Source organism: Pseudomonas sp. JC1203, assembly GCF_056175065.1.
This window is the reverse complement of sequence record NZ_JBWCAM010000010.1, coordinates 52,195-74,254: the sequence shown is the minus strand read 5'-3', so window position 1 is coordinate 74,254 and position 22,060 is coordinate 52,195. Positions and strand designations below refer to the sequence as shown.

At 65.1% G+C, this 22,060-nt stretch carries 20 protein-coding genes; 14 read left to right on the top strand and 6 right to left on the bottom strand.

Annotated features, from left to right (window positions below; genetic code table 11):
* Positions 1-33: 33 nt before the first annotated feature.
* The 3 genes from asd to AC0SZ7_RS16415 are packed head-to-tail and all read right to left on the bottom strand — an operon-like array spanning position 34 to position 3,313.
* Complete coding sequence (asd, locus tag AC0SZ7_RS16425; RefSeq protein ID WP_475505361.1) at positions 34-903, bottom strand: archaetidylserine decarboxylase; 870 nt, start codon at positions 901-903, stop codon at positions 34-36.
* Positions 904-912: 9 nt separating this feature from the next.
* Positions 913-1,728: a rhodanese-like domain-containing protein gene (locus AC0SZ7_RS16420; protein WP_475505360.1), complete on the bottom strand. Its 816-nt coding sequence runs from the start codon at positions 1,726-1,728 to the stop codon at positions 913-915.
* 46 nt (positions 1,729-1,774) lie between these two features.
* Positions 1,775-3,313: an HDOD domain-containing protein gene (locus AC0SZ7_RS16415; protein ID WP_475505359.1), complete on the bottom strand. Its 1,539-nt coding sequence runs from the start codon at positions 3,311-3,313 to the stop codon at positions 1,775-1,777.
* Positions 3,314-3,443: 130 nt separating this feature from the next.
* Here AC0SZ7_RS16415 and motA point away from each other — a divergent pair, with 130 nt between their 5' ends.
* Together motA and motB are read left to right on the top strand one after the other, a co-directional pair.
* A complete protein-coding gene (gene motA, locus AC0SZ7_RS16410) occupies positions 3,444-4,295 on the top strand; it encodes a flagellar motor stator protein MotA (RefSeq protein ID WP_475505358.1) in 852 nt (283 codons plus the stop codon).
* A gap of 3 nt (positions 4,296-4,298) precedes the next feature.
* A complete protein-coding gene (gene motB, locus AC0SZ7_RS16405; protein WP_475505357.1) occupies positions 4,299-5,330 on the top strand; it encodes a flagellar motor protein MotB in 1,032 nt (343 codons plus the stop codon).
* Positions 5,331-5,389: 59 nt separating this feature from the next.
* Here the strand turns inward: motB and AC0SZ7_RS16400 are convergent, their stop codons facing one another.
* Positions 5,390-5,788 (bottom strand): TIR domain-containing protein, encoded by a 399-nt coding sequence (locus AC0SZ7_RS16400; RefSeq protein ID WP_475505356.1) that lies wholly within the window; start codon positions 5,786-5,788, stop codon positions 5,390-5,392.
* Between the two features lie 438 nt (positions 5,789-6,226).
* Entirely contained in the window at positions 6,227-7,258 is a 1,032-nt protein-coding gene (gene rsgA / locus AC0SZ7_RS16395; RefSeq protein WP_475505355.1) for a small ribosomal subunit biogenesis GTPase RsgA, read from the bottom strand.
* A gap of 90 nt (positions 7,259-7,348) precedes the next feature.
* On the opposite strand from rsgA, the gene orn reads away from it, so the two are divergent.
* On the top strand, positions 7,349-7,891 hold the full coding sequence (gene orn, locus AC0SZ7_RS16390) for an oligoribonuclease (RefSeq protein WP_475505354.1): 543 nt from the start codon (positions 7,349-7,351) through the stop codon (positions 7,889-7,891).
* Positions 7,892-7,945: 54 nt separating this feature from the next.
* On the opposite strand, the gene queG is transcribed toward orn, so the two are convergent.
* Positions 7,946-9,013 (bottom strand): tRNA epoxyqueuosine(34) reductase QueG, encoded by a 1,068-nt coding sequence (gene queG, locus AC0SZ7_RS16385; protein ID WP_475505353.1) that lies wholly within the window; start codon positions 9,011-9,013, stop codon positions 7,946-7,948.
* A gap of 66 nt (positions 9,014-9,079) precedes the next feature.
* On the opposite strand from queG, the gene AC0SZ7_RS16380 reads away from it, so the two are divergent.
* The 11 genes from AC0SZ7_RS16380 to AC0SZ7_RS16330 all read left to right on the top strand — a co-directional run bounded on the left by AC0SZ7_RS16380 (position 9,080) and on the right by AC0SZ7_RS16330 (position 21,988).
* Entirely contained in the window at positions 9,080-10,579 is a 1,500-nt protein-coding gene (locus AC0SZ7_RS16380) for an NAD(P)H-hydrate dehydratase (RefSeq protein ID WP_475505352.1), read from the top strand.
* The gene (tsaE, locus tag AC0SZ7_RS16375; RefSeq protein ID WP_416422153.1) at positions 10,567-11,037 is read left to right on the top strand and encodes a tRNA (adenosine(37)-N6)-threonylcarbamoyltransferase complex ATPase subunit type 1 TsaE; all 471 of its coding nucleotides are present in this window, start codon (positions 10,567-10,569) and stop codon (positions 11,035-11,037) included. The genes AC0SZ7_RS16380 and tsaE overlap by 13 nt, the downstream gene beginning before the upstream one ends.
* A 6-nt stretch (positions 11,038-11,043) precedes the next feature.
* Positions 11,044-12,468: an N-acetylmuramoyl-L-alanine amidase gene (locus AC0SZ7_RS16370; protein ID WP_475505351.1), complete on the top strand. Its 1,425-nt coding sequence runs from the start codon at positions 11,044-11,046 to the stop codon at positions 12,466-12,468.
* Positions 12,465-14,363: a DNA mismatch repair endonuclease MutL gene (gene mutL / locus AC0SZ7_RS16365; protein WP_475505350.1), complete on the top strand. Its 1,899-nt coding sequence runs from the start codon at positions 12,465-12,467 to the stop codon at positions 14,361-14,363. The genes AC0SZ7_RS16370 and mutL overlap by 4 nt, the downstream gene beginning before the upstream one ends.
* Before the next feature lie 5 nt (positions 14,364-14,368).
* Positions 14,369-15,340 (top strand): tRNA (adenosine(37)-N6)-dimethylallyltransferase MiaA, encoded by a 972-nt coding sequence (miaA, locus tag AC0SZ7_RS16360; protein ID WP_475505484.1) that lies wholly within the window; start codon positions 14,369-14,371, stop codon positions 15,338-15,340.
* Between the two features lie 95 nt (positions 15,341-15,435).
* Positions 15,436-15,696, top strand: coding sequence for an RNA chaperone Hfq (gene hfq / locus AC0SZ7_RS16355; protein WP_008368554.1), 261 nt, complete (start codon positions 15,436-15,438; stop codon positions 15,694-15,696).
* A 12-nt stretch (positions 15,697-15,708) separates the two neighbouring features.
* Positions 15,709-17,010, top strand: coding sequence for a ribosome rescue GTPase HflX (gene hflX, locus AC0SZ7_RS16350; RefSeq protein WP_475505349.1), 1,302 nt, complete (start codon positions 15,709-15,711; stop codon positions 17,008-17,010).
* A 96-nt stretch (positions 17,011-17,106) separates the two neighbouring features.
* Entirely contained in the window at positions 17,107-18,282 is a 1,176-nt protein-coding gene (hflK, locus tag AC0SZ7_RS16345) for an FtsH protease activity modulator HflK (RefSeq protein WP_475505348.1), read from the top strand.
* A complete protein-coding gene (hflC, locus tag AC0SZ7_RS16340) occupies positions 18,282-19,151 on the top strand; it encodes a protease modulator HflC (RefSeq protein WP_475505347.1) in 870 nt (289 codons plus the stop codon). The genes hflK and hflC overlap by 1 nt, the downstream gene beginning before the upstream one ends.
* 302 nt (positions 19,152-19,453) lie before the next feature.
* Entirely contained in the window at positions 19,454-20,641 is a 1,188-nt protein-coding gene (locus AC0SZ7_RS16335; RefSeq protein ID WP_416422160.1) for an ATP phosphoribosyltransferase regulatory subunit, read from the top strand.
* A gap of 54 nt (positions 20,642-20,695) precedes the next feature.
* Positions 20,696-21,988, top strand: coding sequence for an adenylosuccinate synthase (locus tag AC0SZ7_RS16330; protein ID WP_455924679.1), 1,293 nt, complete (start codon positions 20,696-20,698; stop codon positions 21,986-21,988).
* The last annotated feature ends 72 nt before the right edge of the window (positions 21,989-22,060 follow it).

Genomic DNA, 22,060 nt, shown 5'->3' with positions numbered 1-22,060 from the left:
TAGCCGCTGCCTGTGGCAGCGGCTACACGAACATCAGGCGGCGCTGTCGACGCCCTGGCCGATGCGCTGGCCCATGTTCACCACCGAGCCGGCGCCCAGTTCGTGCACCCACTTGACCTGTTCCGGGCCAAACAGCACTACGGCGGTAGAGCCCAGCTTGAAGCGGCCCAGCTCGGCGCCTTTCTCCAGGTGGATGGGCGCGCGGGCGGCTTCGTCGTAGCGCACGGTCTTGAGTTCGCGCTTGGGCGGCGTTACCAGCCCGGCCCACACGGTTTCCACCGAGGCCACGATCATCGCGCCCACCAGCACCACGGCCATCGGGCCGCGCTCGGTATCGAACAGGCACACCACGCGCTCGTTGCGGGCGAACAGCTCCGGCACGTTTTCAGCGGTGGTCTGGTTCACCGAGAACAGGCGGCCCGGCACGTAGATCATTTCGCGCAGGGTGCCGGCCAGGGGCATGTGCACCCGGTGGTAGTCCTTGGGCGACAGGTAGATGGTGGCGAACTCGCCGCCCATGAACGGCGCGGCATTGGCCGGGTCGCCGCCCAGCAGCTCCAGGGCGCTGAAGCTGTGGCCCTTGGCCTGGAAAATGCGGCCGTGCTCGATGGCACCCCACTGGCTGATGGCGCCGTCGGCCGGGCTCAGGATAGCGCCTGGGGTCGGGTCCAGCGGGCGGGCGTCGGGCTTCAGCGCGCGGGTGAAGAAATCGTTGAAGTGCTCATAAGCGGTCAGGTCTTCGACCAGGGCCTGGGACATGTCCACCTGGTAGCGCTTGGCGAACCAGGCGGTGAAGGCGTTCTTGAACCAGCGCACGCGGCATTCGGCCACGCAGCCGGCCAGGCGGGAGAGCAGGTGGTGCGGCAACAGGTACTGGCTGAGGATAAACAAGCGGGATTTCATCGAATGTCCTTAAACTTCTACGGGCGTGTCGGGGTGGTTGCCCCATTCGCCCCATGAACCGGCATAGCCCTTGACGCGCGGGTAACCGAGCGCCTTGGCCACAAGGTAAGTGAAACCGGAACGGTGGTGGGTCTGGCAGTGGGTAATGATTTCCTTGTCCGGGGTAATGCCCAGGTCTTCAAGGATTTGCGGCATGTCGGTGCGGATGCGCAGGTTGCGGGCCTTGTCCATGCCGGCGGTCCACTCGAAGTTGACCGCGCCCGGAATGTGCCCGCCCTTGGCCGCCAGTACTTTCTCGCCGCTGTATTCCAGCGGGCCACGGGCGTCCCAGATAGCCAGGTCAGGGGCGCCGATGCGGCTTTGCAGGTATTCGCGGGTGGCGGTGGGCTCGTCGTGCAGCGTCAAGGCAACGCTGCCGGCATGGGCGGCCGGCACCGTGTTGCTCAGGGGCAATTGCGCCGCTTCCCAGGCCAGCACGCCGCCGTCCAGGTAGTGGTACTGGCGGTGGCCGATCACGTCCAGCAACCAGATGAAGCGTCCGGCCCAGCCGCCGCCCTCGTCGTCATACACCACGTAGACGGCGTCGGGGTTGTGCCCCAGTTCGCCGAACAACGCTTCCAGCGCGGGCTGGGTGGGCATCAGCCCCGGCGCCGGTGGCTGGCCCAGCTGGGTGCGCTTGGGGTCGACGAAGCGCGCGCCCGGAATGTGCCCTGCGCCATAGCGGCCGGCGCTGGTCAGGTCGACAAGAATCAGCTCTGGAGCGTCGAGGCGTTCTTGCAGCTGGGCGGCTTCGATCACCAGCGGCAGGCCCGAGAAATCAGCCATGTGAGGTCTCCAGATTGAAAAGTGGGGAGCGATTGTAGCGCATGCTTCAGGCGCCGCGCTTGCTGAACACAGTGAGCGCGCGCTCGATGCACTGGGCAGTCCTGGCGAAGGCCTGCACGGAGATTTCCGCGAACGGCCCGCCGCCCTGATCGGCCACCAGCAGCATCACCACCCGCTCATTGCTGGCCAGCGAGCGCAGCAGCAGGTGCTCGCCCTTGAACAGGCCGCGCAGGCTGGAAGGGATGAGCGCCGAGAACTGCGCATTGTTCTGCGGGGTGAGGCGGATCTGTGCCGGCTTGCTCAACAGCCGCTGCAGCACGGTGCTCTGGCTGATCAGCAGGTTCAGGCCGGCGGCCTCGGCGGGCAGGCCGGCGATCTGGTGCACGCGCAGGTTGGTCTGGGTCTTGTCGAGCATCAGCAGCATCACCCGGCGCATGCCGCACGCCACCAGCGCGTCGCGGGCGAAGGTGGTGAGGTGCATGGCGTTGGCGAAGCGGCTGGGCTCGGCCAGCAACTCGGTGCAGTGCTTGCGCCAGGTGGCCAGGTCATCGGCGCTGGGCGGCGCGGCCGGCAACAGGCCGCGGTGCACGCGGCGGGTGCCCCAGGGCCAGATCAGCGCTTCGGCCGGGTGCCACAGCCCGGGGGCGGCGTAGTGGCGGGCGTTCTGCACGGCCTGCTGGTGCACCTGCTGTTGCAAAGCGTCCAGCGGCATTTGCAGGTACATGCAGGTCAGGTATTGCCAGCGCAGTATGTGCGGGGTGTCCCAGGCTTCCTGGGCGGCCAGGGCCAGGCCGTTGGCCAGCACCACGGTGTTGGCCGGCTGGTTGAGCCAGCGGCGCAGGCCGGGGTCGTCGTCCAGGCGTTGCTGCTGGCGCAGGCGGTGTTCTTCGTCGCGGGCAATGTGCAGCACTTTGACGAATTCGCGCTGCTCGTCCAGCAGCAGGTTGTAGCCGTGGTGCACCCAGGCGGGCAGGCGCCACAGCTGGGCCAGGCTCTGGCACAGGTTCAGCAGGCGCACGCCGAACAGTTCCAGTTCGACCTTGGCCACCGCTTCGCCCTTGTGCACCACGCGCAGCTCCCACTCCTCCAGCAGGTTGGGGTGGGTGACCGCCAGTGGCCACAGGGGCGAGAGGAACAGCAGGCTGCCCCAATGGATCTCCTGCCACAGCCGCGCCAGCCGTGCTGCGAACAGGCCGTTGGCCTGCTGGGCCGCGTGCTGGCTGATCAGCAGCAACTGCCGCAAGCCCCGGGGCATGTCTTCGGGCAGTGCGGTGGGCAGGCGCTCCAGCAGCTCTTCTGTGCGCTTGAGGCCCAGGCGGTTGAGGGCAATTTCCAGGCTTTCCACCGGCTCGGCCAGGCTCTGGTGCACCGGGTGGTTGGCTTCGCGAATCACGCTCAGCACCAGCGCTGGGCTATCCTGCATCAGCTCGGCAATGTCGCGCAGCGAACTGCGGCTGTCGCGCAGAGCAGCCTGCACCCGCTCATGGCTTGCCAACGGGATGGGCAAACGCACGCTGTCGAGCAGCTTGAGCCAGTCTGGAAGGGTACGGGGAGTCTTGGTAGGCACGTTGGGCTCAATTGGCATGCTGTTGGGACCGAACTGGCTTTTCACCTTTTCAGGCTATAGTCTGGCGCAGATCTGCCGATAAGTAGAACAAGAGATTTAGAATCTTGCGCCCTCACCCCTGACCACGACATGTAAGTGCTTCCAATCTATGGCTAAAATTATCGGCATCATCGTCGTATTCGCGAGTGTGCTCGGCGGGTACGTTCTGTCCCACGGTAAGATCGCAGCGTTGATTCAGCCTTTCGAAGTGCTGATCATCGGTGGTGCGGCGTTTGGTGCCTTCCTCCAGGCCAACCCGGGCTACATGACCATGAAGGTCATCAAGAAGTCCCTGGGCATGTTCAAGTCGCGGTTCTCGCACAGCTTCTATATGGAAGTGCTGGGCCTGGTCTACGAGATCCTCAACAAGAGCCGTCGCGAAGGCATGATGGCGATCGAGAGCGATATCGAGGACGCGGCTGCCAGCCCCATTTTCGCCAAGTACCCCACCGTGCTCAAAGACGAGCGCATGACCGCCTACATCTGCGATTACCTGCGCATCATGTCCTCCGGCAACATGGCCCCCCACGAGCTGGAAGGCCTGTTCGACATGGAGCTGCAGAGCATGAAGGAAGAGCTCGAGCACACGTCCCACGCCGTGACCGGTATCGCCGACGGCATGCCCGGCTTCGGTATCGTCGCCGCAGTATTGGGTATCGTGGTGACCATGGCCTCGCTGGGTGATGGCGACAAGGCCACCATCGGTGCTCACGTGGGTGGTGCGCTGGTGGGTACCTTCTTCGGTATTCTGGCCGCCTACGGTTTCATGGGCCCCCTGGCCACCGCCATCGGCCACGATGCCAAGGAAGAAGTGAACGTGTACGAGGCCATCAAGGCCGCGCTGGTGGCTTCCGCCTCGGGCATGCCGCCGTCGCTGGCCGTGGAATTCGGCCGCAAGGTGCTGTTCCCGGCGCACCGCCCAAGCTTCGCCGAGCTGGAACAAGCGGTTCGCGGTCGCTGAGTCATGGAAAATAACCAGCCGATAATCATCAAGCGCGTAAAGCGCTTCGCCGGCGGCCACCACGGCGGTGCCTGGAAGATTGCCTTCGCCGACTTCGCCACGGCGATGATGGCCTTCTTCCTGGTGCTGTGGTTGCTGTCCTCGGCCACGCCGGAGCAGAAGCTGGCCATTTCCGGCTACTTCCAGGACCCGGTGGGCTTCACCGAAAGTGGTTCGCCCTACATCATCGACATGGGTGGTACGCCGCAGTTGGCGCCGGACAAGACCCTGAACCCGCAGATCGAGAGCTCCACGCCGCAGCCGCAGACGCCCGACACGCTGAGCGAAAAGGACGCCGAGGCCGCCGCGGAAAAAATCGACCAGGAACGCCTGAACCTGCTGCTGCAGGAGCTGCAGAACAAGGTTGACCAGAACCCGCAGCTGCAGAAGTTCAAGGACCAGATCCTCTTCGAGATCACCCAGGAAGGCTTGCGCATCCAGATCATGGACGCCGAGAACCGGCCCATGTTCGACACCGGCAGCGCGCGCCTGAAGCCGTATTTCGAAGACATCCTGCTGGCCATGGCCGACACCATCAAGGCGGTGCCGAACAAGATCAGCGTCAGTGGCCACACCGACGCCCAGCCGTATGCCGGCCAGGGCGACTTCGGCAACTGGGAGCTGTCGGCCAACCGCGCCAACGCCGCACGGCGTGCGCTGGAAGGCGGCGGCTACCCGGATGACCAGGTGGCGCGAGTGGTGGGTTATGCCTCTTCGTCGCTGTTCGACCGCAAGAACCCGCTGAACCCGGTCAACCGCCGCATCGACATCGTGGTGCTGACCAAGAAGGCCCAGCGCGAGATCGAAGGCGAGGCCAAGCCGGATGCGCCACCTGCGGCGCCTGGTAAACCTGCCGCCCCTGCTGCCCCCGGCGCCGCTGGCAAACCGGGCGCCGCGGTCGTCGACCCGGCGGCGCCGGTGCAGGCACATGAACTGCGCCAGCGGCTCAACCTGTTTGAAGATGGCACGCTGAAACTGGACGAACCGGGCAAGTAATACGCCGGCAACCCCTGCAACGCCCGCCCCGACCACCGTCGCGGCGGGCGTCGTGCGTTTCAGGCATGCAGGGTGATGGCGCCGACGATGGTGCGGGTGCTCCAGCCGCACTCGGCATGGGCGGCGTTGCGCACCGTGGGCGAAATGCGCTCGGGGCCGAATGGCTTGACGGCGATGATGGGTTTGCCTAGGCGGCGGGCCACTTCGATTTCCTTGTCTATCCACTTGCCGAAGGTAGGGTACACCCCGGCCATGATCACCAGCGCCGAGCAGGGTTGCAGCTGCTCGATGATGGCCTGTTCGAGGGCGTGTTCATCGAGTTCGATCACCGGGTGGGGCGCCGGCACGCTATGCCCCTGGAAGGTGAAGGCGGCGTCCATCTGCAGCAGTTCCTGCAGGCGTTCATAGGCATCCGAGTAGCGCCAGGAATGGCTGATGAACAGGTGATAGGTCGACATAGCAGTCCCTTTCCGTCGTGGTGAGTGGCGGGGCTGACAATCGTTCAGAAGTGTTTCAAGGGGCAATAGATGGCAGGAAAAAGAGACCGTTCCTACATCGTTCGGTAAAAAATCCCACAGAAATTTCCCACAAAAACAGCATTCCCGTAGCAGCTGCCGCAGGCTGCGTCCAGCTGCGGCGCGGTATGCCCGCGAATGCGCGGTGCGTTCGGACGCGGCCTTGGGGCCGCTGCTACGGAGGCGGTGTGCGCGACTGCTGTAGCCGCTGCCGCCAGGCTGCGCTGGTGCCGGCGTGCACTGAAGATTTTCAGCGTGGAAACGGGCCAGCGCAGCCTTCGGCAGCGGCTACGCCGAACCCGCGTAGCAGCTGCCGCGAGGTATGCCTGGGAATGCGCGGTGCGTTCGGACGCGGCCTTGGGCCGCTGCTACGGGGGCGGTTTAGTAGGTGTCTTCGGGCAGGCTGGCGATGATCGAGCGGTAGCTGTTCATCCGTTGCTGCTGCACGCGGCCGTCCTCCAGTGCCTTCAGCAGCGCACAGCCCGGCTCGCGGTCGTGTTTGCAGTCGCGGAAGCGGCAGCGGCCAATCAGGTCGTCGAACTCGATGAAGCCCGCTTCCACGTCTGCCCGGCTCACGTGGCCCAGGCCGAATTCGCGAATACCGGGGGAGTCGATCAGCTCGCCGCCGCCCGGGAAGTGGAACAGCCGCGCGGTAGTGGTGGTGTGGGTGCCCTGGCCGGACAGCTCCGACAGCGGCCCAACGCGAGTCTGCACTTCAGGCAGCAGGCTGTTGACCAGCGACGACTTGCCCACGCCCGACTGGCCCACGAACACGCTGATGTGCCCGTCCAACTGCGCTTGCAGCTGCTGCATGCCATCGCCATGGTGCGCGGACACTTCCAGCAGCGGGTAGCCTAGTTGGCGGTAAACGGCCAGCAGCGCATTCAGTGCCGGGGCGTTCTGCTCGTCGATCAGGTCGGCCTTGTTCAGCAGCAGCAGCGGGCGAATGCCGGCGTGCTCGGCGGCCACCAGGTAGCGGTCGATGAGGTTGGCGTGGGGCTCGGGCATCGGCGCGAAGACGATCACGATCAGGTCGACGTTGGCCGCCACCGGCTTCAGCTGGCCACGGCTGTCGGGCCGGCACAGTTCGGTGGTGCGTGGCAGCTGCGCCACAATCACGCCGATGCCCTGGTTGCCGGCACGCCACACCACGGTGTCGCCGGTCACCAGCGCCGGCAGGTTGGCCCGCAGGTGGCAACGGAATACCTGGCCTGCCAGCTCGCCTTCCTGGGCCTCGACTTCCACCTGCACGCCAAAGTGGGCGATGACCAGGCCAGTCTGCTCAGGGCCCAGGTCGCCGCCTTCCAGCGCTTCCAGCGTGTGGGATTCGCGTTTGGCGGCGCGAGCGGCGCGCTCGCCCTGGATTTTTTCGATGCGCCAGTTCTGGCGACGGTTGAGCTGGCGTTTGGCCATGAGTGTTCCGTGCAGGGGTAATTAAAACGGCGACGAGTTTAGCATGCCCGGCTGAGCTAAACTGCGCAGTCAAGCCGAGGAGCCCCCCACATGCAAAACGCAAACAACCTGATCTGGATCGACCTGGAAATGACCGGCCTGGACCCGGACAGCGACGTCATCATCGAAATGGCCACCATCGTCACCGACAGCGACCTCAATACCCTGGCCGAAGGGCCGGTCATTGCCATTCACCACAGCGACGAAGTGCTGGCGCGCATGGACGAGTGGAACACCCGCACCCACGGCAACTCGGGCCTGACCCAGCGCGTGCGTGACAGCAAGGTCAGCATGGCCGAGGCCGAGGCCCAGACCATCGCCTTCCTGGAGCAATGGGTGCCCAAGGGCAAGTCGCCGATCTGCGGCAACAGCATCTGCCAGGACCGCCGCTTCCTGTACCGCCACATGCGCGGCCTGGAAACCTATTTCCACTACCGCAACCTGGACGTTTCCACCCTCAAGGAACTGGCCGCGCGCTGGGCGCCAGAGGTGAAGGACAGCTTCAAGAAAGGCAGCACCCACCTGGCCCTGGACGACATTCGCGAGTCCATCGCCGAGCTGCAGCACTACCGCAAGCATTTCATCAAGTTCTGATGCGCAGGTGCCCCCTGTAGCAGCGGCCGCCAGGCCGCGTCCCGGGCGCCGCGGTCAGGCGCGTGCAGCGTGCTGCTTCAACGCCCACTCCACATGCTCGCGCACCAGCTCCGAAGGGTAATCGCGCCGCGCCGCCAATGCTTCCAGCACTGGAATGGTCGACGGCGCGTTGCCCAGCCCCACCGCCAGGTTGCGCAGCCAGCGCTCGTAGCCGGCGCGGCGCAGGGGCGAGCCCTCGGTGCTGCTGAGGAATTTCGCCTCGTCCCACAGGAACAGCTCCGCCAGCCCGGCGTTGTCGAGGTTGTGCCGTGGCTTGAAGTCGCTTTCGCCGGTAGGCCGCGCGAAGCGGTTCCACGGGCAGACTATCTGGCAGTCGTCGCAGCCGAACACACGGTTGCCGATCAGCGGCCGCAAATCCTCGGGTATGGCGGTCTTCAGCTCGATGGTCAGGTATGAAATGCACCGACGAGCGTCCAGCACATAAGGCCCGACGAAGGCGTTGGTGGGGCAGATGTCCAGGCAGGCGCTGCACCGGCCACAGTGCTCGGTGGCGTGCGGCTCGTCCACCGGCAGCGGCAGGTCGACGAACAGCTCGCTGAGGAAGAAATAGCTGCCGGCCTTGCGGTTGAGGATCAGGGTGTTCTTGCCCAGCCAGCCGAGGCCGGCCTGTTCGGCGATGGCCTTTTCCAGCACCGGCGCGCTGTCGACGAAGGCGCGGAAGCCGAACGGGCCGATTTCCTGCTGGATGCGGTCGGCCAGCTGCTGCACGCGCTTGCGGATCAGCTTGTGGTAGTCGCGGCCCAAGGCGTAGCGCGAGATATAGGCCTTTTCGGGCTGCGCCAGCAGTTGCGCCATGGAGGTGTCGCCGGGCAGGTAGTCCATGCGCAGCGACACCACGCGCAGGGTGCCGGGCACCAGTTGGTCGGGGTGCGAGCGCTTGCTGCCGTGGGCGCCCATGTACTCCATGTCGCCGTGGTAGCCGGCGTCCAGCCAGCGTTGCAGGTGGTGTTCGTGTTCACCCAGGTCCAGGCCGGCGATGCCGACTTGCTGGAAGCCCAGTTCGCGGCCCCATTCCTTGATGGAGTGGGCCAGGGCGGGGAGATCGACGGTAAGGGCGGACATGCGAAGAGGGAAACCGGAGCTGAGGTAGGTATAATTCTGCCAGACATCGCCAGCGAACGTTCAATCATGCCACTGCCAGACGACGATATGCCCGACTTGCTGTACAGCGCGGCCCAGGTGCGCGCGCTGGATGCTGCCCTGATTGCGGCCGGTACCGACGGTTTTGAATTGATGCAGCGCGCCGCCCACGCGGCCTGGCGCGCCTTGCGCCGACGCTGGCCGGAGGCTGGCGAGATCACCGTGTTGACCGGCCATGGCAACAATGCCGGCGACGGTTTACTTGTCGCCGCCCTGGCGCGCCGCGCCGGCTGGGCGGTGACGGTGTTCGCCGTGGGCGACACCTCGGCGCTGGGTGGCGACGCCGCCAGCGCGCTGGCCGAGGCCAGGGCGGCCCAAGTGGACATCCTCCCGTGGCTGCCAGGCGTGGCCTTGCGAGGTGTGCTGGTGGACGCGCTGCTGGGCACCGGGCTCAAGGGCGCCGTGCGCGCGCCCTACGCCGAAGCCATCGAGGCGATCAACGGTAGCGGCCAGCCAGTGCTGGCGGTGGATATCCCCTCGGGGCTGAGTGCCGACACCGGCCAGGCGCTGGGCCACGCGGTGCACGCCGACCTGACCGTGACCTTCATCGGCCTCAAGTTCGGCCTGTTCAGCGGCCAGGCCGCCGACCATGTCGGCCAGCTGGTATTTGATGACCTGCAGGCCGCTGCCGCCATCGTCGCCGCCAGCCCTGCCGTAGCCAGGCGCCTGAGCCCGGCCTCGCTGCCCCGCCCGGCGCCGCGCCCGATGACCGCGCACAAGGGCCAGTACGGCCAGGTGCTGGTCATCGGCGGTGACCACGGCACTGGCGGCGCCACCCTGATGAGCGCCGAGGCGGCGCTGCGCAGCGGTGCCGGCATGGTTGCCCTGGCCACCCGCGCCGAGCACGTGGCCGCAGCGCTGACCCGGCTGCCCGAGGTGATGACCCTGGGCGTGCATTCGTCCAACCAGCTGCTGGACCCGCTGGACAAGGCTGACGTGCTGGTGGTTGGCCCCGGGCTGGGTCAGGCCAGTTGGGGGAGCAGCCTGCTGTCCATCGCCGCCACCGCCGCTAAAGCCCAGGTGTGGGATGCCGATGCATTGAATCAGCTGGCCCAGGGCCTGGTGCACTTGCCGGCGGGGGCCATCATCACCCCGCACCCCGGCGAGGCCGCGCGCCTGTTGGGCGTGACCACCGCCCAGGTGCAGGCCGACCGTGCCCACGCGGCGCTGGCCTTGGCGAAAAAGTTTTCAACAATTTGTGTATTGAAGGGCGCCGGCAGCCTGGTCGCTGCCCCCGACGGCCGCCTGGCCCTGTGCGCCCACGGCCACCCGGCCATGGCCACCGCCGGCCTGGGCGACGTGCTGGCCGGCCTGCTGGGCGCGCTTCTGGCCCAGCACATGGCCCCGTATGATGCCGCCTGCCTGGGCGTGTGGCTGCATGCCCGCGCCGGTGAACTGCAAGGTGTGAATGGCCGCGGGCTGGCGGCCACCGATCTGATTCCAGCCATTCGTCAGTTGTTTGAGGAGTTGTCCCCGTGTCTGAAGTAGAGCTGTTTCTGGGCGATGAAAACGCCATGGTCGAGTTTGGCGGGCGCCTGGCGAAGATTACCCAGGCGGTGGGGGTCATTTTCCTCGAAGGCGACCTGGGCGCGGGCAAAACCACGCTCTCCAGGGGCCTGATCCGCGGCCTGGGGCATGAGGGCGCGGTGAAAAGCCCGACCTTCACGCTGGTGGAACCTTACGAGTTTCCGAGCTTTCGGGCCTATCATTTTGATCTGTATCGCCTTGTAGATCCCGAAGAACTGGAATTTCTTGGCATTCGGGATTACTTTGAAGGTGACGCTCTCTGTCTGATCGAGTGGCCTCAGCGTGGCGCGGGCTTTTTGCCAAAGCCTGACCTGACCATTACCATACGCCCCCACGCGGGCGGCCGTTCACTGACTCTGACGCCACAGGGCGCGCGTGGCGAGTCGTGGTGTGCCGTCCTGGCACAGGAAATCAAATAATTTTGGGTGGGTGTCTGTATGCGCATTCGCGCGCTGGTCGCGTTCGTGGGGTTGCTGTTGGCGACAGTTGTCGTCGACGCGTTTGCGGCTTCTCAGGTCAAGAGCGTTCGCCTGTGGCGAGCGCCGGATAACACGCGCCTGGTGTTCGACCTGTCGGGGCCGGTGGAACACAGCCTGTTCACGCTGCAGTCGCCTGACCGCCTGGTAATCGACATCAATGGCGCCACCCTGGCGGGGTCCTTGAACCTGCCTATCGCCAACACGCCAATCACCTCGGTGCGTTCCGCCCAGCGCACGCCCACCGACCTGCGCGTGGTCATCGACCTGAAGAAGGCCGTCACCCCGAAAAGTTTCTCCCTGGCGCCCAACCAGCAGTACGGCAACCGCCTGGTGGTAGACCTGTTCGACAACGCCGCCGACGCCGCGCCGCAGCCACCTGAACCGACCGTGGCGACTACCCCGGCGGTGCCGGTGACGCCTGTGCAGCCGGCCATCAAGCTGGCGCCGGTGCCCAACGGCAAGCGTGACATCATTGTTGCCATCGACGCCGGCCATGGCGGCGAAGACCCGGGTGCCTCGGGCTCGCGCGGCCAGCACGAAAAAGACATCACCCTGTCGATCGCCCGCGAACTGCAGCGCCAGATCAACGGCGAGAAGGGCTTCCGCGCCGAGCTGACCCGCACCGGCGACTACTTCATCCCGCTGCGCCAGCGCACCGAGATCGCCCGCAAGAAGGGCGCCGACCTGTTCGTCTCCATTCACGCCGACGCCGCGCCTTCCTCGGCGGCCGTGGGCGCCTCGGTGTTTGCCCTGTCCGAGCGCGGTGCCACCTCCGAGACCGCGCGCTGGCTGGCCGACAGTGAAAACCGCTCCGACCTGATCGGCGGTGCCGGTGCGGTAAGCCTCGACGACAAGGACAAGATGCTCGCCGGCGTGCTGCTGGACCTGTCCATGACCGCCTCGCTCAGCTCCAGCCTCAATGTGGGCCAGAAGGTGCTGAGCAACATCGGCCGCGTGACGCCCCTGCATAAGGCGCGGGTCGAACAAGCAGGTTTCATGGTGCTGAAATCGCCGGACATTCCGTCGATCCTGGTGGAAACCGGGTTCATCTCCAACGCCGGCGAAGCGGCCAAGCTGCAAAGCTCCAGCCACCAGCAGGCGCTGGCCCGCTCCATTACCAGTGGCGTGCGCCAATTCTTCCAGCAGAACCCGCCGCCGGGCACCTACATTGCCTGGCTGCGTGACAGCGGCAAGCTGGCCCAGGGCCCTACCGAGCACGTAGTGCGCCCCGGCGAGACATTGCCGATGCTGGCCGTGCGCTACAACCAGTCGGTGGCTACCCTGCGCAGCGCCAACAACCTCACCACTGACGAGCTGAAGATAGGCCAGACCTTGAATATCCCGGCCACTGTACTGGCGGCCCAGCAATGACGTCGTCTGCACGCATCGAGCTGCTCAGCCCGCGGCTTGCCAACCAGATTGCCGCCGGTGAGGTAGTCGAGCGCCCGGCCTCGGTGATCAAGGAGCTGCTGGAAAACAGCCTGGACTCCGGTGCCCGGCGCATCGACGTGGAAGTCGAGCAGGGCGGCGTCAAGCTGCTGCGCGTGCGCGACGACGGCGGCGGCATCGCCTCCGACGACCTGCCGCTGGCGCTGGCGCGTCACGCCACCAGCAAGATCCGCGACCTGGAAGACCTGGAACGGGTAATGAGCCTGGGCTTCCGTGGCGAGGCCCTGGCATCGATCAGCTCGGTGGCGCGCCTGACCCTGACCTCGCGCACCCGTGACGCCGAGCAGGCCTGGCAGGTGGAAACCGAAGGCCGCGACATGGCCCCGCGCGTGCAGCCAGCGGCGCACCCGGTGGGCACCTCGGTGGAAGTGCGCGACCTGTTCTTCAACACCCCGGCGCGGCGCAAGTTTCTCAAGACCGAAAAGACCGAATTCGACCACCTGCAGGAAGTGATCAAGCGCCTGGCGCTGGCGCGTTTCGACGTGGCCTTCCACCTGCGCCACAATGGCAAGACCATCCTCAGCCTGCATGAAGCCAACGACGAGATCGCCCGTGCGCGCCGCGTGGCGTCCATCTGCGGCCCCGGCTTCCTGGAACAGGCGCTGCCCATCGAGATCGAGCGCAACGGCCTGCATCTGTGGGGCTGGGTGGGCTTGCCGACCTTCTCGCGCAGCCAGGCCGACCTGCAGTATTTCTTCGTCAACGGCCGTGCGGTGCGCGACAAACTGGTGGCCCACGCGGTACGCCAGGCCTACCGCGACGTGCTGTTCAACGGCCGCCACCCGACCTTCGTGCTGTTCTTCGAGGTCGATCCGACGGTGGTCGACGTCAACGTGCACCCTACCAAGCACGAAGTGCGCTTCCGTGACGGGCGCATGGTGCATGACTTCCTGTATGGCACCCTGCACCGTGCCCTGGCCGACGTGCGCCCCGAAGACCAGTTGCCCACGGCCGCCACGGTAGAGCCGGTAGCCCGGCCCAGCGGCCTGGCCGCCGGTGAGTTCGGCCCCCAGGGCGAGATGCGCCTGGCTGCCAACCTGCTTGAGCAACAGCAGCAGGAGCCCGCCAGCCGTGGCTACAGCAGCAGTTCGGGCGCAGGCTACCAGTACGTGCCGCGCCCGGCGCAACCCGCGCCCACGGCGGAAACCCAGGCCGCCTACCGCGAATTCTATGCGCCGTTGCCCCAGCAAACCGGGGTTGCCGCGCCAAGCCTGCCCGAGGGGCAGGGCGACATCCCGCCGCTGGGCTACGCCCTGGCGCAGCTGAAGGGCATTTATATCCTCGCTGAAAACGCCCAGGGGCTGGTGCTGGTGGACATGCACGCCGCCCACGAGCGCATCATGTATGAGCGCCTGAAAGTAGCCATGGCCAGCGAAGGCCTCAGCGGCCAGCCGCTGCTGGTGCCCGAGTCCATCGCCGTCAGCCAGCGCGAGGCCGACTGCGCCGAAGAGCACGCCGGCTGGTTCCAGCGCCTGGGCTTCGAGCTGCAGCGCCTGGGCCCGGAAAGCCTGGCCATCCGCCAGATCCCGGCGCTGCTCAAGCAGGCCGAGGCCAACCGCCTGGTGCACGACGTGCTGGCCGACTTGATGGAATACGGCACCAGTGACCGCATCCAGGCGCACCTGAATGAACTGCTGGGCACCATGGCCTGCCACGGCGCCATCCGCGCCAACCGGCGCCTGGCCATCCCGGAAATGAACGGCCTGCTGCGCGATATGGAAAACACCGAGCGCAGCGGCCAATGCAACCATGGCCGACCGACCTGGACCCAGATGGGCCTGGATGATCTGGACAAACTATTCCTGCGTGGCCGTTGATTGCGATGAGTGCGTTACCCCCTGCGATATTCCTGATGGGCCCCACGGCCGCCGGCAAGACTGACCTGGCCATAGAACTGAGCAAGGTGCTGCCTTGCGAGCTGATCAGCGTCGACTCGGCGCTGGTCTACCGCGGCATGGACATTGGCACCGCAAAGCCCTCCAAAGCGCTGCTGGCCGCCCATCCGCACCGCCTGATCGACATCCTCGACCCGGCCCAGGCCTACTCGGCAGCTGAATTCCGCGCCGATGCCCTGCAGGCGATGGCCGAGATCACCGCGCGTGGAAACATCCCGTTGCTGGTTGGCGGCACGATGTTGTATTTCAAAGCATTACTGGACGGCCTGGCCGACATGCCGGCCGCCGACGCTGCCGTGCGCGAGGAGCTCGAAGCCATGGCCCAGGCCGGTGGCCTGCAGGCCCTGCACGACGAGCTGGCGCGCGTGGACCCGGTATCGGCGGCGCGCATCCACCCCAACGACCCCCAGCGCCTGATCCGTGCGCTGGAGGTTTACCGGGTAAGCGGTTCCAGCATGACCGAGCACCGCGCGCGCCAATCTGCGCAAAGTGCCGACGCAGGCGCTCCGGGCGGCGGTCAATTGCCCTATACTGTTGCCAGCTTGGCGATCGCGCCAACGGATCGCAAGGTGCTGCACGACCGTATTGCCCTGCGTTTTCGGCAAATGCTGGAACAGGGCTTCGTGGACGAGGTCAGAGCACTGCGTGCCAGAAGTGACTTGCATGCGGGCCTGCCGTCTATACGTGCGGTGGGTTATCGCCAGGTCTGGGATCATCTGGATGGCAAGCTGAGCTCGATGGAAATGCAGGAGCGGGGCATTATCGCTACACGCCAACTGGCCAAACGACAGTTCACCTGGCTTAGAAGCTTCGGTGATCTTCACTGGCTGGACAGTCTGGCTTGTGACAATCTGCCACGCACCTTGAAATACCTGGGAACGGTCTCCATATTGAGCTGAGTCCTTGTAATTGCCGTCTATCCTTGGGGTGGGGCGGCCTAAGCCATCATTTTTTCTGATTTTTCTTACTATTGATCCTTAAAGGAGTGCGGCACATGTCAAAAGGGCATTCGCTACAAGACCCTTACTTGAATACATTGCGTAAAGAGAAGGTCGGTGTTTCGATCTATCTCGTTAACGGTATCAAGTTGCAAGGTACGATCGAATCGTTTGACCAGTTCGTGATTCTGCTGAAGAACACCGTCAGCCAGATGGTCTACAAGCACGCTGTCTCCACCGTCGTTCCTGTGCGCCCGATCCGTCTGCCTAGCGCAACCGAATCCGAGCATGGCGACGTCGAACCAGGTAACGCCTGATAGGAGTCTGCTTTGTTCTTTGAGCGCCACGGTGGTGGTGAACGGGCAATTCTCGTTCACTTGGATGGTCAGGACCCTGAGGCGCGCGAAGATCCGCAGGAGTTTCAGGAGCTGGCCATGTCGGCCGGCGCCGAAACTGTCGCGTTCGTCAACGTGGCACGGCATCAGCCCACGGCCAAATACCTGATTGGCAGCGGCAAGGTCGAGGAATTACGCGACCGGGTCAAAGCCGAACAGGTAGATCTGGTGATTTTCAATCACACCCTCACACCTTCCCAGGAACGTAACCTCGAGCGTGCTTTCGAGTGTCGCGTGCTGGACCGTACCGGTCTGATCCTGGATATCTTCGCCCAGCGGGCGCGCACCCATGAAGGCAAGCTGCAGGTGGAACTCGCCCAGCTTGAGCACATGAGTACGCGACTGGTTCGTGGCTGGACCCACCTTGAGCGCCAGAAAGGCGGTATCGGCCTGCGTGGCCCGGGTGAAACCCAGCTGGAAACCGACCGCCGCCTGCTGCGGGTGCGCCTGCGCCAGATCAAGGCGCGGCTGGAGAAGGTGCGCAGCCAGCGCGAGCAGGCCCGTCGTGGCCGGCGCCGTGCCGACATCCCTTCGGTTTCACTGGTGGGCTATACCAACGCCGGCAAATCGACCCTGTTCAATGCCGTGACCTCGTCCGAGGTGTACGCCGCCGACCAACTGTTCGCCACCCTCGACCCGACCCTGCGTCGCCTCGAGCTGGACGACCTGGGGCCGGTGATCCTCGCTGACACCGTGGGCTTCATTCGCCACCTGCCGCACAAGCTTGTCGAGGCTTTCCGGGCTACGCTCGAAGAGTCGAGCAACTCCGACCTGCTGCTGCACGTGATCGACGCCCATGAGCCGGAGCGCATGGCGCAGATCGAGCAGGTGATGGCGGTGCTGACCGAGATCGGCGCCCAAGGGTTGCCGATACTCGAGGTGTATAACAAACTCGATCTGCTTGAGGGGGTCGAGCCGCAGATCCAGCGCGATGCCGACGGCAAGCCGCAGCGGGTCTGGGTTTCGGCGCGTGACGGGCGTGGCCTGGACCTGGTGAAACAGGCCGTGGCGGAGCTTCTGGGTGACGACCTGTTCGTCGGCACCCTGCGTCTGCCGCAACAACTGGGGCGCCTGCGAGCGCAGTTCTTCGAGATGGGTGTGGTGCAGAGCGAGACGCATGACGAGGAAGGGGCCAGCCTGTTGGCTGTGCGCGTGCCTCGTGTCGAGCTCAACCGTCTGGTCAGCCGGGCAGGGATGGAACCGCTGGAATTTATCGAGCAACACACTTTGCAATAAAAGCCCTGCAATGCGGCGATGCCGCGAGCTCGGGCATTCTGTAGCATTGGTTGGCGCGCCGTGGGTGCGTCTTTGCTTTATCAGATGGAGAGCGCTATGGCTTGGAATGAGCCGGGTGGCAACTCGAACAATCAGGATCCTTGGGGTGGTAAGCGCCGTGGGGGCGACCGCAAGGGGCCACCGGATCTCGACGAAGCCTTCCGAAAGCTGCAGGAAAGCCTGAACGGTTTGTTCGGTGGTGGAAAAAAACGCACGGGTGATGGCGGCGGTTCGTCCAGGGGTGGTGGCTTCGGCCTGCTCGGGATCGGGCTGGTCGTGCTGGCAGCTATCTGGCTGTACAGCGCCATCTACGTGGTGGACGAGCAGGAGCAGGCGGTCGTGCTGCGCTTCGGCAAGTACTACGAAACGGTAGGTTCGGGCCTGAACATCTACTTCCCGCCTATCGACAGGAAGTACCTGGAAAACGTGACGCGCGAGCGTACGTACACCAAGCAGGGCCAGATGCTCACCGAAGACGAGAACATCGTCGAGGTGCCGCTGACCGTGCAATACCGCATCAGCAACCTGCAGGACTTCGTGCTCAACGTCGACCAGCCGGAAGTCAGCCTGCAGCATGCCACCGACAGCGCCCTGCGCCACGTGGTGGGTTCCACCACCATGGACCAGGTGCTGACCGAGGGCCGCGAGCTGATGGCCAGCGAGATCAAGAAGCGCCTGCAAAGCTTCATGGACACGTACAAGACCGGTATCACGATTACCCAGGTCAACGTGCAGAGCGCGGCCGCGCCGCGTGAAGTCCAGGAAGCCTTCGACGACGTGATCCGTGCCCGTGAAGATGAGCAGCGTTCGCGCAACCAGGCCGAGACCTACGCCAACGGCGTGGTGCCCGAGGCCCGTGGCCAGGCGCAGCGCATCATCGAGGACGCCAACGGCTACCGCGATGAAGTGGTGTCGCGCGCCAAGGGTGAGGCCGACCGCTTCACCAAGCTGGTGACCGAGTACCGCAAGGCACCGGAAGTCACCCGTCAGCGCCTGTACCTGGAAACCATGCAGGACGTCTACAGCAACACCAGCAAGGTGCTGGTGAGCAGCGAGAAAGGGGGTAACAACCTGATCTACCTGCCGCTGGACAAGATGGTCAATGCCAGCCATGGCCCAGCGCCAGTGGCGTCGGGCAGCGTGATGCCGTCGGTGACCGACGCGGCAGGTGCGCGTGCGGCGGCCGATCTGCAACAGCAACAACGTGAACTGCGTTCCAGGGAGAGTCGCTGATGGGCAATAAATCACTGATCGCCCTGATCGTTGGCGTGGTACTGGCCATCGTGGCGTGGAACAGCTTCTACATCGTGTCCCAGACCGAGCGTGCGGTGCTGCTGCGCTTCGGCCGCGTGGTACAGGCCGATGTAGCCCCCGGCCTGCACGTGAAAGTGCCGTACGTGAACCAGGTGCGCAAGTTCGACGCACGCCTGATGACCCTCGACGCCCCTACCCAGCGGTTCCTGACCCTGGAGAAGAAGGCGGTGATGGTCGACGCGTACGCCAAGTGGCGCGTGAAGGACGCCGAGCGCTTCTACACCGCTACCTCGGGTCTCAAGCAGATCGCCGACGACCGCCTGTCCCGCCGCCTGGAATCGGGCCTGCGTGACCAGTTCGGCAAGCGCACCCTGCACGAAGTGGTGTCGGGCCAGCGTGACGAGTTGATGGCCGGCATTACCGAGTCGCTGAACAAGATGGCCAACGACGAGTTGGGCATCGAAGTCATCGACGTGCGGGTGAAGGCCATCGACCTGCCGAAGGAAGTGAACAAGAGCGTCTTCGACCGCATGAGCACCGAGCGCGAGCGTGAAGCCCGCGAGCACCGCGCGAAGGGTAACGAGCTGGCTGAAGGCATCCGCGCCGACGCCGACCGTCAACGCCGCGTGTTGCTGGCCGAAGCCTATCGCGAGTCCGAGGAAGCGCGCGGTGACGGCGATGCCCAGGCGGCCGCCATCTACGCCAAGGCCTACGGTCAGGACCAGGAGTTCTACTCCTTCTACCGCAGCCTGCAGGCCTACCGCCAGAGCTTCTCGAACAAGAGCGATGTGCTGGTGCTGGACCCAAGCAGCGACTTCTTCCGTTACATGGAGAAGTACAAGCCTTGACCCAGGCCTGCTAGGAAAAGGGCACCCGCCGGGCAGTCAAATCGCCCGGCGGGGTGACCAAATCCGAAAACGTGTTATGATGCGGCAGCCGGGAAATTCCCGGCTTTTTTGCGTCTGCAAGATCGATTGGCCCTTCGTGCCAGTCTTTTGCAAAGTGTTTCAGACTGTTTTCCAACGTAATCGAGGGCAATGGCTCAAGCAGGCAGGGCGGTATAGAAACCGCTGCACGTTGCCTCGCCGTTGCCTGCTTCACTCAAGGCTCGCAAGAACGCGTGCCGCCCGGATCATAGGGGAAAGGCGTAATGGCAACGGTAGACCGCTGGCTGCTGCCAGATGGCATCGAAGAAGTACTGCCGCCGGAAGCGGCGCGCATCGAAGTAGCGCGTCGCCAGGTGTTGGATCTGTTCCAGAGCTGGGGCTACGAGTTCGTCGTCACCCCGCATATCGAGTACCTGGAGTCGCTGCTGACCGGCGCGGGCCAGGACCTGGATCTGCGCACCTTCAAGGTTGTCGACCCGCAATCCGGGCGTCAGATGGGCTTCCGTGCCGACATCACCCCGCAGGTTGCGCGCATCGACGCCCACACCCTGCGCCGTGAAGGCCCGAGCCGCCTGTGCTACGCCGGCAGCGTGCTGCACGCCCAGCCGCGGGCCCTGTCGTCGTCGCGCAGCCCCATCCAGCTGGGTGCCGAGCTGTACGGCGATGCAAGCCCGAGCAGCGATGTCGAAGTAATCAGCCTGATGCTGGCTATGCTTCAACTGGCGGACGTGCCGGATGTGCACATGGACCTCGGTCACGTGGGCATCTACCGTGGCCTGGCGCGCGCCGCCGGCCTGTCGGGCAGCGTCGAGCAACAGCTGTTCGATGCCCTGCAGCGCAAGGCCATCGACGAAGTCATCGCCCTGACCGAAGGGCTGCCGGCGGACCTGGCGGCCATGCTGCGCGCCCTGGTCGAGCTGTGCGGCGGTTCGGAAGTGTTCGCCGAGGCGCGCGTGCGCCTGGCCAACGCCCCGGCCCCGGTGATCGCGGCCCTGGATGACCTGCAAGCCATCGCCGAGCGCCTGGCTGCGCGTTTCCCCGAGCTGCCCCTGTATTTCGACCTGGGCGAGCTGCGCGGCTACCACTACCACACCGGTGTGGTATTCGCGGTGTTCGTCCCGGGTGTCGGCCAGTCGATCGCCCAGGGCGGTCGCTATGACGATATCGGCGCCGACTTCGGTCGTGCGCGTCCGGCAACGGGGTTCTCCACCGACCTCAAGACCCTGGTTACCCTGGGTCGCGCCGAAGTGGAACTGCCCAGCGGTGGCATCTGGATGCCAGACAGCACCGATGCGGCACTCTGGCAGCAGGTCTGCCAGCTGCGTCGTGAAGGCCAGCGTGTGGTCCAGGCGCTGCCTGGGCAGGCGTTGAGCGCGGCCGTCGAGGCCGATTGCGACCGCCAATTGATTCAGCAGAACGGGCTGTGGCAAGTACTGCCGCTGGCTTCTTGAGTTTTCCTGCCGGCCAACGCCGGCACCAAGTTTGCGCGAATGAGGACAAGTGTCATGGGTAAGAATGTCGTAGTCCTGGGCACCCAGTGGGGTGATGAGGGCAAAGGCAAGATCGTTGATCTGCTGACCGAACATGCAGCCGCCGTAGTGCGCTACCAAGGTGGCCACAACGCTGGCCACACCCTGGTGATCGACGGTGAGAAAACCGTCCTGCACCTGATTCCGTCGGGCGTGCTGCGCGAAGGCGTGCAGTGCCTGATCGGCAACGGCGTGGTGGTAGCACCCGACGCCCTGCTGCGTGAAATCGTCAAGCTGGAAGAGAAGGGCGTACCGGTGCGCGAGCGCCTGCGCATCAGCCCATCCTGCCCGCTGATCCTGTCCTACCACGTGGCCCTGGACCAGGCTCGCGAGAAGGCCCGTGGCGAGCTGAAGATCGGTACTACCGGTCGCGGCATCGGCCCGGCCTACGAAGACAAGGTTGCACGCCGCGGCCTGCGCATCGGTGACCTGTTCCACCGCGAGCGTTTCGCCGCCAAGCTGGGCGAGTTGCTGGACTACCACAACTTCGTCCTGGTGAATTACTACAAAGAGCCGGCCATCGACTTCCAGAAGACCCTGGACGAGTGCATGGAATACGCCGAGCTGCTGAAGCCGATGATGCTCGACGTCACCGCCGAACTGCACGCCCTGCGCCGCGCCGGCAAGGACATCATGTTCGAAGGTGCCCAGGGTTCGCTGCTGGACATCGACCACGGTACCTACCCGTACGTCACCAGCTCCAACACCACGGCTGGCGGCATCGCTACCGGTTCGGGCGTTGGTCCGATGTACCTGGACTACATCCTGGGCATCACCAAGGCCTACACCACTCGCGTTGGCTCGGGCCCGTTCCCTACCGAACTGTTCGATGACGTGGGTGCCTTCCTGGCCAAGCGCGGCCACGAGTTCGGCGCCACCACCGGCCGTGCCCGTCGTTGCGGCTGGTTCGACGCCGTCATCCTGCGCCGTGCCATCGACGTCAACAGCATCTCGGGCATCTGCCTGACCAAGCTGGACGTGCTGGACGGCCTGGAAACCATCAACATCTGCGTGGGCTACAAGAACGCCGACGGCGCCGTCATCGACGCCCCGACCGACGCCGACAGCTACATCGGCCTGGAGCCGGTGTACGAGCAGATGCCAGGCTGGAGCGAATCGACCCTGGGCGCCAAGTCCCTGGAAGAGCTGCCTGAAGCTGCCCGTGCGTACATCAAGCGCATCGAAGAGCTGGTCGGCGCGCCGATCGACATCGTTTCCACCGGCCCGGACCGCAACGAGACCATCGTGCTGCGTCACCCGTTCGCCTAAGAAGCGTTGAGGTAATACACAAAGGGCCCTTATGGGGCCCTTTGTCGTTTCTGCCTGCTGTGCGGCATGGCG